The organism is Caulobacter sp. LARHSG274 (genome assembly GCF_052871235.1).
On sequence record NZ_JBIXJO010000016.1, the window covers coordinates 65,115 to 81,480 of the forward strand.

The window sequence follows — 16,366 nt, forward strand, 5'->3', positions numbered from 1 at the left end:
GCGTTGCCCGCCGTCACCCACCCTGCCGTGCGATCAGGTCGACCACCATGCGTCCCAGCGCCGAGACCACCACCGGCTTGCGCACCAGGGGCGCGTCCTCGATGTCGTCCAAGGCCAGGGTGTCGGCGTAGCCGCTGCAGAACACCACCGGCAGACCCGGCCGCAGGGCCCGGGCCTGCTTGGCGACCTCCGCCCCGTTCATGCCGGGCATGGCGTAGTCCACCACCAGGGCGTCGGGCGGTTCGCGGCGCAGCGCCTGGAGACCGGCTTCGCCGTCCGCGGCCTCGGCCACCTCGAAGCCCTCCAGGCGCAGGCCGTCGACCAGGATCTGGCGCACGGCGTCGTCATCGTCCACGACCAGCAGCCGAACGCCCTCCGCCTCGCCTTCCAGGGTCCTGGACGCGGCGGCCTTGGGCGGCGCATCCAGGACGGCCGGCGCCGCCGCGCGCGGCAACGCCATGGTGACCGTCGTGCCCAGCCCCGGCGCGCTGTCGATCCTCACCTCGCCGCCGCATTGGCGGGCGAAGCCGTAGACCTGGGCCAGGCCCAGGCCCGTGCCCTTGCCCCGCTCCTTGGTGGTGAAGAACGGCTCCAAGGCCCGGGCGGCGACCTCGCTCGACATGCCGGTCCCAGTGTCGCGCAGCCAGACCGCCACGGTCGGCGCAGCGGCGTCTTCGACGGTCAGGCCCAGGGTGACATCCCCGCCGTCCGGCAAGGCGTCGCGCGCATTGATCGCAAGATTGACGACGGCCAGTTCGAGCTGGTCCGGATCGGTCATGGCCCAGACCTCGTCGTCCCCCAGCTCAAGACTGAAGCGGACCGTGGGTCCCGCGGCCTGGGCGAAGATCGACTGGCCCGCCCGGAGCGCGCCGCCTATCTCCGTGGGCCGCAGATCGAACCGCTGGGTGCGTGAAAAGGCCAGGAGCTCGCCCGTGACCTTGGCGCCCCGTTCGGTCGCCTGCCGGGCGCAGTCGACATATTTGCGGCCGACATGCTCGGGGTCCAGCCGCTTGTCGAGCAGCTGCAGCGCCCCGTCGATGGCCATCAGCAGGTTGTTGAAGTTGTGGGCGACGCCGCCCGTCAGCCGCCCGACCGCCTCCAGCTTCTGGGCCTGCATCAGCGCCTGTTCAGCCCGCAGCCGTTCGGCGGTCTGGGCTTCGAGGTCGCGCAGCGCCGCTTCGAGCTGGACGGTGCGTTCGCGCACGCTGCGTTCCAGCGCCGCGTTCTCGGTTCGCAGCCGGCGCACGGTCAGGGCCCGCGCCAGGACCGGCAGGATGACGCTCATCTTCAGCGGCTTGAGAATGTAGTCCAGCGCGCCGGTCTTCATCGCCTCGACCGCCGTGGCGATCGTGCCGTCGCCGGTCATGATCACCCCGACCAGATCCGGATCGCGCCGTTGCGCTTCGCGCAACAGGTCGACCCCGCCGATCCGCGGCATCGACAGGTCGGCGAGCAGCAGGTCGAACTGACCGGCCTCCAGGCCCGCCAGCGCCGCCGTCCCGTCGGTGAACCCGACGGGGTCGTAGCCGCGATCGCTCAGGGTGTCGCGCAGCGCCTCGACGATCGCCGGCTCATCGTCGACGATCAAGATCCGGGGCCGCCGCGAACCCGCCATGCCCGTCGTTTCCCCGCCGCCGCCTTCCATCAGCCTTCCCCCGCCGGACAATGTTGCGCCAGGGCCGCGCGCAGTTCGCGCAGCTTGGGCGGCTTGCTGAGGACCCGATCGACATGCGGCGAGATCTCCGCATCGGCCGCGAGCCCCTGACCCCAGCCGGTGAGCAACAGCACCGGCATGGACGGCGACAGCGCCTTGATCGCCGCCGCCACCTTGCGGCCGTCGACATAGGGCATGCCCAGGTCGGTGATCACCGCGGCGAACGCCTCCCCGCGATGGTGGGCGGCGCTGAAGGCGTCGATGCCGGCCTGGCCGTCATTGGCGATCGTCAGCTGATGACCGTCGGCCTCCAGAGTGTCGCCCAGAGCCTTGAGCAGCACCGGGTCGTCGTCGATCAGCAGCAGGCGCAGCCGGCTAGGGGGGACCGGCGCGGCCGCCTCGCCGGCCTGGGCCGCCAGATGGGCCGGAACGGGGAAACTCAAGCTGACCAGCGTACCGCCGCCGGACGCCGGGCGAATGTCCATCTCCGCGCCATGACGCTGGACCACGCCATAGACCATGGCCAGGCCCAGCCCCGTCCCGCGTTCGCCCTTGGTGGTGAAGAACGGCTCCAGGCAGCGCCGGCGCGTCTCCTCGTCCATGCCCACGCCGTTGTCCTGGACCTCGACCACGACGGCGTCGCCGGCCAGCCGGGTGCGCAACGTCAGCAGGCCGCCGTCCGGAACGGCGTCGACGGCGTTCAGCACCAGATTGATCAGGGCCTCGCGGATCTCGCTTTCCACGCCGAGCACCGCGGGTAGGTCGACGGCCTGCTCGACCCGGACCTCGATGACCACGCCGCGCTCCATGGCCATGTCGCTCCACCGCGCCCGGGTCAGATCGACCACCTGCTGCACCAGATCGTTCAGCGTCACCGCGGCCAGGGCCAGTTGCGGTTCACGCTGGCGGTAGAATTCCTTCATGCGCGCGATGGTCTGCGACACGTCCTCGACGGCGCGCCGGATGACCTCCAGCCGCCCCCGGCCGTTCGGGCTGAGCCCCGTTTCGGTCTCCAGCATGGATTCGGTGTAAAGGGCGACCGGCGACAGGGCGTTGTTGATGTCGTGGGCGATGCCGCTGGCCATCTGGCCCAGGGCCTTCAACCGTTCCTGCTGCATGATCGCCTGCTGGGACTGGCGAAGGTCGTCATAGGCCGCCTGCAACGCGCCGTGCAACCGGGCCTGGTGCGCCGCCAGGGCGACATGCTCGCTCAGCTGGCGGAGGAACTCGCATTCGCCGCTGACGAAGGCTTCGGCCTGGAAACGGGCCACCACCAGCACGCCGAACACCTTGCTCTCGATCTGCAGCGGCGCGCAGACCATCGATCCGAGGCCGCCGCCGGCAAGCCGCTGCGGAAAGGGAAAACGCACCTTGGCGATGTCCGGCTCATAGACCAGGCGACCACCGACGCATTGCGAAAGGCCGTTCTGGTCGATGTCGACGCGGGCTCGTTCGGGCATGGCCAACTCGAACGCCAGGGCCTGGCTGTTGGCCCCGACGGCGGCGACCGTGAGCGCCCGCTCGACGTCGTCATAGAGGCACAGGCAGGCGAAGTCGGCCGGCAGCTGGTCCTCGACGCTGCGCACGACGACCTGGAAGATGCTCTGGATATCCTGCCGCTGGCCGATGGCGCGGGTGATCTCGTCCAGCAGGCTCAGGCGCTCGAATTGCGTGCGCAGGCGGGTTTCCGCCCGTTTGCGCTCGGTGATGTCGGTCGAGATGCCGAACACCGCATAGGCTTGGCCCGCCTCGTCCCGCAGCGGAGATTTCACTGAAATATAGGCGTGCGGACCGTCGTCGTGCGGCGCCTCCTCCTCCTCGGTGAGCGGCAGGTCGGCGGCGGCGACGCGCACGTCCATGGCCCGGAAGGCGTCGGCGACCTCCTTGGAGAAGATATCGTGGTCCGTGCTGCCGATCATCGCGTCGCGGTCGATATGGAAGATGTCGGCATAGCGGCGGTTGACCATCAGATAGCGGCCCTCCAGGTCCTTGACGTAGATCACGGCCGGGGAACTCTCGATGATGGCGTCGAGCAGCCGCTGGCCTTGGCGGCGCGCCCGCATCTCGGTTTCCAGGGCGGCGTTCGCGGCTTCGAGCTGGGCGGTTCGCTCGACCACGCGCTGGTCCAGTTCGGTGTTCAGCCGCGACAGCGCCGCCTCGGCGCCGATGCGCTCGAACATGTCGCGCGAGGCCACCTGGATGGCCGAAAGCAGCAGGACCAGGAAACCGCCGGCCCGGCCCAAGTGGGCGACCATCGCCGGTCCGTCGGCCGGCGCGCGCGAATAGAGCATCACGATATTGGCCGCCGCCAGCGTCCCGGCCATCCAGGCGATGGGCGCGGCCAGACGGTCGAGGGCGCGCAGCCGCCATGCCGCCACCCCGACGCCCGCCCATAGCAACGGCGCCAGGACCAGGGCCGGGCGAGTGACGCCCAGCAGGCCGGGCGGCAGATAGGTCGGCAGGTGCTGAAAGGCCACGAACAGCCCGGCGCCCAAGATAGTGATGACCAGGGCATATCGAGCCATCCCGCCCGTCATGCCCCGTCGCAGGCGCCACAGCGCCCAGCCGACGCCGATCGGCAACAGGTGGGTGGCCGGCGGCCAGGTGGCGGGACGCAGCACCGCCTTCGACCGCGCGATCACCGCCAGCGACCCCGACCACTCGACGGTCACCAGCACGTGGATGACCGCCAGGACGAAGGCGGCGGCGCAGGTGACGGCGAGCCATTTCGGAAACGAGCTTCCCGCGTGCTGGCCCATGTCCCAGAGCAACAGCGCCATCACCCCCAACAGCAGGGCCAGGCTAGTGTCCAGAATGGTGTGGAGGTCCGGATAGTCGCCAGGGCCCGCCACCAAAAGGACGCCGCCCGTGAGCGCGACGGCGACCAGGACGATCGCCGCGGCCCGAGGCAGGGGCAGTTCGGTATGGGTCTGGCTCATGCTCCCCCTCGGCCGCTTCGCCCGCCGGCGCGCCATGACCAAGCTTACGCGCATTGGTGGTGATTGGGAGGGGTATTACAGCTTCAGATACCGACCGGCGCCGGGATCGGCCTGATGACGTCGCATCGCCCGCCTAAGGCTGATGGACGCGCTCCACATAGCCGAAGCCATCGAAATCGGCCGGCCGGGCCGCGCCCGACAGGTCCTGGCAGGCCATGCCGACGAAAGCGCCGGTGAAATTGGGCGCGCCGGGCGTCGTGGCCTCGTCCGACAGGATCGAGGCGTCGAACACCTCCGGCAGCCAGGTCCAGGCCTGGCCGTCCAGGCTGAAGGCGAAGCGCAGGCGCTCGAAATCGACCTCGACCCGCAGGTGGACCAGGCCGGCGTCGGGCAGCGGGATCGGCCGCGTGAAGGCGTCGCCTTCGGGGCCGTCGGGCAGGGCCGACATCACCTGGATGTGGCGGCCGTGCTCATCGTCGCGCGACACGAACAGGTAGTGGAACTTGCTGGCCCCGTAATAGCAGACCAGGCCCGCCGCCTGCTGGAAATGCTCGGGCGCGAAATCCATCACCGTCCAGGCGGCGTAGCTGTGGGCCTGCTGGCGGCGGGCGACCAGGGCCTGGCGGTACTGGCTGCCGATCGTCTCGCGACCGAACAGCCGCAGCCAGCCAGGGCGCGCCGTCAGGCTGAACAGCGCGTCCGGGAACGGCGAGCGCAGCCACTGGAAATCGATGGGCAGATCCCGACCGTCGAAATCCTCCCAGGCCGGCCCGGGCGGGAACGGCGCGGGCGGCAGGCCCGGCGACGGCGGGTTCAGTTCCGGGTCGCCCGACCCGTCGCGGGTGCGCAGCCAGCCGTCGCCGCCCCACACCATGGGCTGGATCGCCGTCTCCCGGCCCAGCACGCAACGGCCGAGGTCCGGCAGCGGCCGCCCGCACAGATAGACCATCCAGGTCTGGCCGTCGGGGGTGTCGACGAGGTCGGCATGGCCGGCGCGCTGCAGCGCGACATCCGGTCGGTTGCGGGCGGTCAGGACCGGACCGTCGGGGTGCAGTTCGTAGGGCCCTTCCAGGGTGCGCGCGCGGGCCATGGTCACCGCGTGGTCAAAGCCCGTGCCGCCCTCGGCGGTGATCAGGTGGTACCACCCTTCCCGCTTGTAGAGATGCGGCCCTTCGGTCAGGCCCAGGGACGTGCCGGGGAAGATCAGCTTGCGGGCGCCGACCAGGGCGGCCGCCGACGGGTCGTATTCCTGGGCCACGATGCCGGCGAAGCGATTGCGGCCCGGCCGGTGGTCCCACAGCTGGTTCAGCAGCCATTTTCGGCCGTCGTCGTCATGGAACAGCGACGGATCAAAGCCGCTGCTGTTGAGGAACACCGGCTCCGACCACGGACCTTCGATGTGGTCGGCGGTGACCAGGTAGTTGTGGAAGTCGCGCAGGGAGGCGCCGGACGCGCCGCCCACCGTGGTGCGCCCATAGCGCTTCACGTCGGTATAGATCAGCCAGAACCTGCCGTCGGCATGGGTCAGGCACGGGGCCCAGACCCCGCAGCCGTCGGGCGCCCCCAGCATGTTCAGTTGGCTCGCCCGGGCCAGGGGCCTGGTCAGCAGCCGCCAGTTCACCAGATCGCGCGAATGGTGGATCTGGACGCCCGGGAACCACTCGAAGGTCGAGGTGGCGATGTAATAGTCCTCGCCGACCCGGACGATCGACGGATCGGGGTTGAAGCCTCGCAGGATCGGATTGTGGATCGTGGCTTGCGACATGGAACGCTCTACAGGGTCGGAACAGTGACGGGCTTGGCGGAGGCTGGGTCGCGGACCAGGATCCACAGCAGCGCCGCCCCCGCCAGGTCGAGCACGCCCAGGGCGACGAAGAACGGACTGTAGCCGACGCTGGCCACCAGGCCGCCGATCAGCAGCGAGAAGACCAGCACCCCCAGATTGGCGAAGAACCCGGCCATGCCGGCCACCGTCGCCACCTCGTTGCGGCGGAACAGGTCCGACGACATGGTGATCACTGTCACCGACAGGGTCTGGTGAGCGAAGCCGCCCAGGCACAGCAGGGCGATGGCGACATAGGGGCTCTCGACCCGGCCGACGAACATCATGCCGGTCATCAGCAGGGCGCCCAGGGTGAAGGCGCCGCGCCGGGCGTTGATCAGGCTGACGCCGCGCCTTTGCAGGAACAGCACGACCGCCGGGCCGAACAGGCAGCCGACGTCGGCCGCCACGAACGGCAGCCAGGCGAACAGGGCGATCTGCTTCAGCTCGAAATGGCGGACGGTGGTCAGGTACAGCGGGATCCAGAACGACAGCGTGCCCCAGGTGGGGTCGGCCAGGAACCTGGGCACGGCGATGCCCCAGAAATTGCGCCGCGCCAGCAGGCCGAGCATCGAGGGCCGGGTCCCGGCGTCCTCCAGATGCGCCTCCTGTCCTGAAGCGATCAGCTCGCGCTCGCTGTCGGACAGGGCCTTGTGGCGGTCGGGCGACTGGTAGGCGAAGAGCCACAGCAGCACCCAGGCCAAGCCCAGGGCGCCGGCCACCACGAAGGCGGCCCGCCAGTTCCAGACCAGGATCGACCAGGCCACCAGCGGCGGCGCCAGCACCGAGCCCATCGAGGCGCCGATGTTGTAGGCCCCGCCGGCCAGGCCGCGCTCGCGGGCCGGGAACCAGGTCGACACCGCCTTCATGCCCGCCGGATGCGCGCAGCCCTCGGCCACGCCCAGGGCCCCGCGCAAGCCCAGCAGGACCTGCCAGCTGCCGGCCAGTCCGTGGGCCATGGTGATCAGCGACCAGGCGGTGGCGAACAGGGCGAAGCCCAGCTTCAGGCCGATGGAGTCCAGCACATAGCCGCAGAACGGCTGCAGCATCACCCCCAGCTGGAAGGCGCCGGTGATCCAGGAATATTCCCGCGGGCCGATCTGCAGGTCGGCCAGCACCGTCGGGGCGGCGACCCCCAGGGTGCTGCGGGTCAGGTAGTTGATCACCGCGCCCAGCATCACCAGGCCGATCATCCACCAGCGAAGGTTCGGGATCTTGCGGCTCATGGCAGGGGTCCAGACCGGAGGCTCATCCGGCGTTCGCCCGCGCCCGGTCCAGCCGGGCCATGGCGTAGAAGATTAGCAGGCTGGTCACCAGCAGCACGGCCGCCAGGGCCAGCATCGGCGCCAGGTTGCTGCCTGTGGCGTCGCGCACCAGCGGCACCAGGTTCTGGGCGATGAAGCCGCCCAGATTGCCGATCGCGTTGATCGCCGCGATGCCGGCCGCCGCCCGCGGTCCGCTGAGGAAGCTGGGCGGCAGGCTCCAGAACACCGGCTGGGCCGAGAAGATGGCCGGCGCGGCGATGCACAGCATGGCGAACTTCAGGGCCGCGCCCGGCACGACCACGCTCAGGGTCAGGGCGGCCGCGCCCACCATGACCGGTCCGGCGATGTGCCAGGCGCTGGCGCCATGGCGGGCGGCGTGGCGCGGCACCAGCCACAGGGCCACGCCGACCAGAAGCCAGGGGATGACATTGATCAGCCCGTTGACGGTGTTGGAGACCCCGAACGACTTGACGATGGTCGGCAGCCAGTAGCTGAGGCCATAGGCGCCCAGCGGCATGCCGATATAGAGCCCCGCCAGCAGCAGCACGCGCGGGTCGAAGATCGCCTTCCAGGCGCCGCGATGGTCGTCGACCGCCCCGCCCCGCTCCGCATCCAGCACCGCGGCCAGCCAGGTTCTTTCGTCCTGCGGCAGCCAGCGGGCCTGGGCCGGGCCGTCCGGCAGCCGCCACAGCACATAGGGGGCCAGCAGCACGGCCGGGACGCCGGTGACCAGGAACACCCATTGCCAGCCCGCCAGGCCCAGGGTTCCGTCCAGGTCCAGCAGCAGGCCGCCCACGGCCGCGCCGACGGCGTTGGCCACGGCGCTGGCGATCATGAACAGGCCCACCATCCGCGCGCGGTGATGTTGCGGGTACCAGAGGGTCAGGACATAGAGCACGCCGGGAAAGAACCCGGCCTCGGTGACGCCGAGCAGGAAACGCAGGATGTAGAACATCGTGGCGTTCTGGGTGAAGCCCAGGGCCAGGGTGACCAGGCCCCAGGTGAACATGATCCGCGCGAACCAGACCCGCGCGCCCACCCGGGCCAGGATCAGGTTCGACGGCGCCTCGAACAGGAAATAGCCGATGAAGAACAACGAAGCGCCCAGGCCGTAGGCCGCCTCGGTGAGGCCCAGGGCATGAACCATGTCGAGCTTGGCGTAGGACACGTTCTGCCGATCGATATAGGCGATCAGGTACATCAGGCAGAACAGCGGCATCAGCCGCCGGGTCACCCGCCCGACCGTCGCGCGTTCCATGTCGGGGGACGGATCAGACATGCGAGGACCTCTCGGGGGCTTTCGCGCTCGTGGCGGCGCGCCGGGGCGGAGCGGTGGACTCGCGCTCGATCAGAACGTGACCCAGGACATAGTCGGCGGAGGCTTCGGAAGGCTCGGCCGAGCGCAAGGCGCGCATCAGCCGATCGAGGGCCACGGCCGCCATCTGCCGCACCGGCTGGCGCACCGTGGTCAGCGGCGGCCAGAGCGTGGTGGCCACGGTCGTGTCGTCGAACCCGACCACGGTGAGGTCGCGCGGCACGTCGAGATGTCGGCGATGGGCGACCGACACGGCCGCGGCGGCCATGTCGTCGTTGCTGGCGAAGATCGCGGTGGGCGGCGGGTCGGAATCGAGCAGCTGCTCGGCGGCCCCCAGGCCCGATTCGTAGGTGAAGGTTCCCTGGGCCAGGACGAGTTCCGCCCCCGGGACCGCGGCGATCGCCGCGCGCGCCCCCGCCAGGCGCTCGGCGCTGGCGGTCTGGTCGGGATTGCCGGCGATGAAGCCGATGCGCCGATGGCCCAGATCCAGCAGGCGCCGGGCCATGGCCTCGCTGGCCAGGCGGTCGTCGATGCGGACGCTGATCGCGTCGGCCGGCGGCCGGCCCGCGGCGACCACTGCGACGGGCAGGTCGGCGGCGCGGAGCAGGTCGAGCACGATCGCGGATTCGCCCAGGGGCGGCGCCAGGACCACGCCCTGGACGCCGGTCCCCAGCAACCGCCGCAGGTCCTCCGGCGCCGGGGCCTGGCCGTCTTCGCCCCGCACCAGGATCAGCCGCGCCCCGGCGCTGGTGGCTTCCTCGAACACGCCGATCAGGAAGTCGCTCATGAAGGCGGCGCTGGGGTTGGAATAGATCACCCCGATCCGCAATTCCCCGGCCATGACCAGGTTGCGGGCCGCCAGGTTGGGCTCGTAGTTCAGGTCGCGGATCGCCGCCAGCACCGCGGTGCGTGTCTCTTCCCGCACCTTGGCGCGATCATGGATCACCCGCGACACCGTCATGCGCGAGACGCCCGCCAGGCGGGCGACATCGACAATGGTGGCGCCTCGGGCGCGGTCTGGCCTGCTCAATGGATAACCTTCTTGCGTCCGCCGAAAGCGCGGCGGGGGCGTGTTGGCCGATCGTCCCCGCCGCGGCCCGGCATTTGAGCCGAACCGCCGCGGGGGCGCCAGGGCGGCGCTAGAAACTGTAGCGCAGGCCGACGTGGTAGAACCGTCCCAGCAGGTCATAGAGCGCCGGATTGGCGTCCAGGCCGGTATTGGTCTGCGGCGACGGGGTCGGATCGCGGTTCAGCAGGTTGTCGACCTTGCCGTAGAGCTGCAGGCCATTGCCGAACTTGTATGAGGCGCTGACGTCGACATAGGTCGCGCCGCTCATGTGGTTGTAGTCGATGGTCGGCCGGCTGGCGGTCGAGACAGGGCAGCTGCCGGCCTTGCATTCGACATACTGGGTGGTGGTGCCGCCGAAGGTGCCGTCGCTGAACCAGCGCTCCTGTACGCTGAAGGCGATGCGGTCGGTGTCCCAGGACTGGATGGCCAGGACCTTCCAGTCCGGCGTGGCGCCGGAGTTCTGGCCGGCCGAGTCGACGGCCACCGCCCCGGGAATGCCGGGGTTGGTGACGTACTTGTGGACGTTGGTGGCCAGGCCCCGGACGGTGAAGCGGCCGGGCACGCTGGGCAGCTCGAAGCGGTAGCTGCTCTCGATGTCGAAGCCGCTGGTCTTGATCGAAGCCAGGTTGAACGTCTGGGCGTTCACGAAGGCCGACGGCGGGTTGAGATTGAAAGCGCCGCAGAACTGGGTGAGGCCCTGGTAGCAGAAGTTGACGATCTGCTGAGCGCCCAGGCTGGAGATGCCGCCATTGAGGACGATGTTGTACCAGTCGACCGAAACGCTGAAACCCGGCAGCCATTTCGGGTTAGATAGGACCGCGCCGATGGTCACGTTCTTGGCGATTTCCGGCTTCAGGTCCGGGTTCCCCACCACGTTCTGCAGAACCGTCAGCGAGCCGCTGGAGGGCTGGCCGGCTGGGGGCGTGCCGTTCGAGGGAACGGTGAAGTTCGGCAGCGTGGTCGTCACCGGGGCGGCGAACAGTTCGGACAGGTTCGGCGCGCGGACGTCACGCGAAGTGACGGCCCGCAGGCGGACGCCATCGATCGGCGTGTCCCAGGTAGCCCCGACTTTCCAGGTATAGACGGTGCCGGAGGTGCTGTAGTCGGTCCAGCGGCCGGCCATGTTGAGGTTGGCCTTGCCCGCCGCGTCGGAGTTGATCAGCGGCAGGTTCACTTCGGCATAGGCTTCCTTCACCGAGTACTTGCCGGCGCCGGAGTGATAGTTGCCCGCGAACCAGTTGGCGCCCGAAGCGTTCAGGACCGGATCGGCCGGGTAGTCGGCGGTGTTGGGCGACTCCGTATTGCCGTCGCCGTAGGGGTCGCCCTTGACGTGGTACTGCTCCTTGCGCCACTCGCCGCCGAACGCCAGCGACACCGGACCGGCCCACAGCGAGAGGGGCTCGCCGCTGAAGTTGATGCTGGCGACGTCCTGCTTCTGCACCGAGTGCTGATAGGGGCCGTGCTCGGGCGTGATGTAGGCGAGCGCCGCATCACTAGGGACCTGGCCGCCGAAGATGTTGATCGGCACGCAGCCGTTGGCGCGCGCCACGGGATCGGCGCAGACGATCTGGCCGTTCACCGTCGTCGCCTGGACGGCCGCCCGATAGCGCGGCGTCAGCAGGATGTCGCGAACGTGGATGTCCGTCGTGTTCTCGCCGTGCTCGTAATAGGCGTCGTAGCGCCATTCCTTGCCCAGGGCGTTGAACTTGCCGTCGGCGCCGATCACGCCGCGGTACTGGGTCCGCCTCGGGTGCACCGAGATGTTGCGCGGCAGCAGGGCGTTGCTGGTGCCGAAGGTGAAGCTGGTGATGCCATTGGCGGCGCAGGCCGCGACGACCGAGGCCGGCAGGAACGGGTTCGAGCATGACATCGTCAGGCCGGTGGTGGCCGCGCCCGGATTGGGCTGGTTGGAGCTCTCGACACGGGCGGCGTTGAAGGTCGCGTAGATCTCGTTGTCAGCGTTCAGGTCGTAGCCGATGCGGCCGTAGCTGCCCATCCGCTTGATCCTGGACTGCAACGAGGTGCCGACGCCGACATTGCCCGACAGGTCGCCGCCGACGCAGAAGCCGCCGTTCGAATAGCAGCCGATCACCGCGCCGTTGGCGGCCTTGGACGGCACGCCGTTGGAACCGTACTGGAATTGGAACGGGTTGCCGGCCTGGTCGAAGGCGGTGCCTTGCAGCGGGCCGGCGCTGATCAGGCCGTACTTGGTGTACTGATAGGCCTGGGCGTGCTCGCGGTAGAGGTACTGCGGCGAGCCGTCGTTGGTGACGCCGCGATTGATCAGGGTCGCGGTGGTGTACCAGTCGCGGCTGCCGGGCGCATCCTCGCCGAAGCCGCCGGCGGGAACGCCTTCTTCCCAGTCGTATTCGCCGCTGACCTGCACGTGCAGGCGGTCGTCCATGAAGTTCTTGCCGGCCGCGATCTGGCCCAGCCACTGGTGGTTGTCGCCATAGGTCGTGACGCCGGCCAGGACGTTGGTCTTCAGGCCCACGAACCGCTTGTTGGTGATGAAGTTGACGACGCCGCCGACCGCGTCGGAGCCGTACGAGGCCGAGGCGCCGCCCGTCACCACGTCGACCCGTTCGACCAGCAGCTGCGGGAACATGCTGATGTCGGGAACGCCCGTGACGTTGGCCGGGACGACCCGCTGGCCGTCCAGCAGGGTCAGGGTCCGAATGGTGCCCAGGCCGCGCAGCGAGAACGAGCTGAGGCCCTGCTGGCCGCTTGAGGTGCTGAACGTGCCCGTGGTGGCGCCGCTCGAGCCCTGCAGCGACGGCAGCTGGGTGATGGCGGTGAAGATGTTCGGCTGGGCGGCTCGCTCCAGGTCGGCCTGGCTCAGAGCTTGGGTCGGCGTGGGCGCAGTGAATCCGACGGACCGGATCCGCGAGCCGGTGACCACGACCTCGGACACGGTCGGGGGCTCCGACGCCGGCGCCGGGGCGGGGGCTGGCGTCGTCTGGGCGCTGGCCGCTCCCGCCGACACGATCATCGCCACCGCACTGGTCGCGAACAACACGCTCAAAAAGGGCGATCCCGCTCGCGTCCGACCTGAAGCACTCATCCTGCATCCTCCCGCTTTTCGTTGAGTCCATCGGCGATGGCCTGGCGCGAAGTTGTCAGACCCGGGCGCGACGAACCATTACGACCATGGTCGTACGTCGATCGCCGACCGGCGCCTCACGGCGTCACCGCATAGAGCGTGTGGTGGGTCAGGGCGAACAGCGTGCGCCGGTCCGGGCCGCCGAAGATCAGTTGCAGCGGTCGCTCAGGCAGGTCGATGCGCCCGGCCGGCTGGCCGTCGGCGCCGTACTTGAAGATCTGGCCGTTAGCGACGAACACCTGTCCCTGGCTGTCGACCGCGACGCTCTCTCCGCCCCGGTTGGCGAACACCTGCAGGTCGGTCAAGGCGCCGCCGGGACCGACCTTGCCGCTGTAGGTCTTGCCCTCGGACCCGTTGCTGACGAACACCCGCTCGCCGAGCCCGGCCCCGATCAGGCCATGGGCCTGCAGGGTGTCGGACCAGCGCCAGCCGACATGGTCGGGGGGGCCCTGCTGAAACACCCGGAAGGCCGGCAGGACGAGACTGCCGTCCGGCGAGGCGTATTCCATGGCCTTGGGCGCGCCGGCGTCGCGGGCGAACATTTCGGCCAGGGTGGTGAAGTGGTCGGTCGACGGATCGTACTGATCCCTGAACTCGCCGTTGTTCCACCAGTTGACCGGCAGCAGAGTCCTGGCGCCCGGATGCGGCGCCGACGGGGTCGCCGCGATGGTCGTCAGCTGATCTTTGGGCCCGTCCGGATCGATCGAATAGACCGTTCCCTCCGGACCGAAGGAGGACAGCACCAGGAGCTTGCCGGAGCGGTCGACCGCCAGGTTGACGGGATCCAGCGCGTTATCGCGCACCACTTCCAGCCCGCGCGCCGACGTCCAGCGATAGATCCGCTGGAAGCGACGCTCGACGAAGTAGAGCGCGCCGTCCGCCCCCACCGCCGCGCCCGAAATCGACCAGAAGCCGCCGGCCAGCGCCTCGATCCTGGCCGCCGTCGGCGACGGGGGAACCGGCGCCGCCTTGGCCGGGATGTCGAGCACGGCGAACTCGCGCTCGCGGGTCTCCAGCCGCCGGGTCTCGTCGACGATGGCGTTCTCGAACGGGAACTTGCTGGCCCGCAGGAAGGTGCCGCAGCCCTTGGCGTCGCAGGTGGCGTAGCCGCTTTCGGCGTTGACGTGGACGTTGCGGAACCGGATGTCGGACGAATTGAACAGCCGCACCGCCGTCCTGGCCGGATGGTAGCTGCGCGTCACCCGATAGGCGTGATAGTTGGCGAACAGGATGTTGCGCGAGTTCCGCACCTCCAGCGACACCGCGTCCGGACCGTCGCCGACCTCCTGCTCGGTCTGCGGGGCCAGGAATTCCCAGTTCTCGACATTGTCGAGCACGAACTCGTTGCGCACGTGGTGCTCGACCGACATCTCGTAGACATAGCCCGGGGTGCGGGTGTCGGTGACGTAGAAGCCGGCCTGGGCGAAGGTGTTGGGGCTCCAGACATTGGCGAAGGTGCCGCCGCCGCCGTCGGTCACCCAGAGGCTGGGATACTGGGCGTCCCAGCGGTTGTCGGCCACCGGGTCGCCGCTTCGGACGCTGGCCGCGCCCAGCGGCTTGCCGTCCATGGTCGGCGTGCCGCCGCCGCCCATGATCTTGACGTCCTCCATCAGCGAACCCTCGCCCGACCGCCAGAGCACGGCCGCGGCGCGGGGATTGATGCGGCCGGTGAACAGCCCGATCCCCGACAGGATGTTGTCGCCGCCCCGCGGCGTCTCGATGATCGGCGCGACCGCGCCGACCCCGGCGTGGCGGGGATTGTTGTCGGGCAGGACCAACTGGGTCAGGGCCGGGTGCAGGCCCAGCAGCACGGTGTCAGGCTTCAGCCGCAGCGTGTCGGTGACCTTGTAGAAGCCGATCGGCAGGTAGAGCACGCGGTGGCTGTCGATCGCCGCCTGCAGCGCGGCGGTGTCGTCGGTCTCGCCGTCGCCCTTGACGCCGAGCGTCTTGACATTGGTCCAGCCGCTGACCGGCGGCAGCGGGCGGATGGCCGGCGCCCCGGCCGCCGGCGGCCGGGGCAGCGCGGTGATGTCGGCCTTGGTCTCATAGACGCCGATCTGGCCCTGGCCGGGCAGCGTCAGCCCGTAGGTGAAGGAGGCCACCCGGTAGTCGCGGCCCTTGCCCGGCACGGTCTTGCCGCTGTCGCGGAAGCGGGCGAACACCGGCGTGTTGGAGGCCACGGCGTTGTCGAAGCCCATCTGGGTGAAGACATTGTCCTCGTTGGAGATGACGACGGCGGCCTTCGAGACGTTCTCGAAGCGCACGTTCTTGCCCCACAGCGAGTCGCTGTAGCCGCGATCGATCTCGATGCCGACCGGCGTATTGCGCATGGCCACATTGACCAGGGTTAGGTCGACCTCGTGCTCGCGGATCGCCGCGTCGCTCTGGCCGTCGAAGCTGGAGTCCAGCAGGGTGAACTGCCAGGCCGGCGAGGTCTTTTCGGTGACGATCCCATAGCGGCCGCCGTGGAAGTGGACGTCCTCCATGACGTTGCCGGCCTGGTAGACCCCGGCGAAGGCTGAGCCCAGGCGGAAGTCCATGTGGCTGAGGAAGGCGTGCTGGGCCATGCGGAACCGCACCGCCGCCGCGGCCGGATTGCCGGCCCCGATCTCGACGTCGACATTGCTCAGCGCCGAATAGAAGGTTCCGGAATTGGCGTCGCGCACGCTGTTGGTGGCGGGCACCACGGTCGGCACCGGCACGGGAATGCGGCCGACGTTATATTGGTCGCCGCCGGTGAACACGATCATCGTGCCCACGCCCTTCTGGAACCCGGGGGTGTTCGGGCCGAGCACGAAGACCGGCCGCTGGGCGCCGACCCCGAAAATGCGCACGCCGGGCGGCACCAGGAGACTGCGGGTCAGGCGATAGCGGCCCGACGGCAGGAACACCAGACCATGACCGGTTTTGTCGCGGGCGTCGTCGATGGCGCGCTGGACGGCCTCGGTGTCGTCCGCCCGGCCGTCGCCGACGCCCTGCACGCGGACGGCGCGCGGATCATCGGGGGCGGTGAGAAGAACCGATGGACTGGCGGCCATCGCCGCAGACATGGATGCGGACGCGGACGCCAGGATCACCGCCGCCAGGAGGACTACTCTCATGCCGTTTCCCTGCGCTTATTCAACTACGGATAAGGCGCGGAAAGCGCGTCGCCATCCGCGACCAAGGTCGTAGTTGTCGCGGCCTTTTCCGTTGCCCG

The 16,366-nt window shown here is 69.4% G+C and carries 8 protein-coding genes; all 8 read right to left on the reverse strand.

Annotated elements, in window-relative coordinates; genetic code table 11:
* Positions 1–13: 13 nt before the first annotated feature.
* Positions 14–1,588, reverse strand: a complete 1,575-nt coding sequence (locus tag ACIPQB_RS20280; RefSeq protein WP_446487064.1) for a response regulator — start codon at positions 1,586–1,588, stop codon at positions 14–16.
* 56 nt (positions 1,589–1,644) lie between these two features.
* Positions 1,645–4,593: a hybrid sensor histidine kinase/response regulator gene (locus ACIPQB_RS20285; RefSeq protein WP_446487065.1), complete on the reverse strand. Its 2,949-nt coding sequence runs from the start codon at positions 4,591–4,593 to the stop codon at positions 1,645–1,647.
* A gap of 133 nt (positions 4,594–4,726) precedes the next feature.
* Complete coding sequence (locus ACIPQB_RS20290) at positions 4,727–6,358, reverse strand: glycoside hydrolase family 43 protein (protein WP_446487066.1); 1,632 nt, start codon at positions 6,356–6,358, stop codon at positions 4,727–4,729.
* A gap of 8 nt (positions 6,359–6,366) precedes the next feature.
* Positions 6,367–7,641: an MFS transporter gene (locus tag ACIPQB_RS20295; RefSeq protein ID WP_446487067.1), complete on the reverse strand. Its 1,275-nt coding sequence runs from the start codon at positions 7,639–7,641 to the stop codon at positions 6,367–6,369.
* Between the two features lie 22 nt (positions 7,642–7,663).
* Complete coding sequence (locus ACIPQB_RS20300; protein ID WP_446487068.1) at positions 7,664–8,959, reverse strand: MFS transporter; 1,296 nt, start codon at positions 8,957–8,959, stop codon at positions 7,664–7,666.
* Positions 8,952–10,025, reverse strand: a complete 1,074-nt coding sequence (locus ACIPQB_RS20305; protein WP_446487069.1) for a LacI family DNA-binding transcriptional regulator — start codon at positions 10,023–10,025, stop codon at positions 8,952–8,954. The genes ACIPQB_RS20300 and ACIPQB_RS20305 overlap by 8 nt, the downstream gene beginning before the upstream one ends.
* Before the next feature lie 109 nt (positions 10,026–10,134).
* Positions 10,135–13,128, reverse strand: a complete 2,994-nt coding sequence (locus ACIPQB_RS20310; RefSeq protein ID WP_446487070.1) for a TonB-dependent receptor plug domain-containing protein — start codon at positions 13,126–13,128, stop codon at positions 10,135–10,137.
* A 116-nt stretch (positions 13,129–13,244) separates the two neighbouring features.
* A complete protein-coding gene (locus ACIPQB_RS20315) occupies positions 13,245–16,268 on the reverse strand; it encodes a glycosyl hydrolase family 28-related protein (protein ID WP_446487071.1) in 3,024 nt (1,007 codons plus the stop codon).
* Positions 16,269–16,366: the final 98 nt, after the last annotated feature.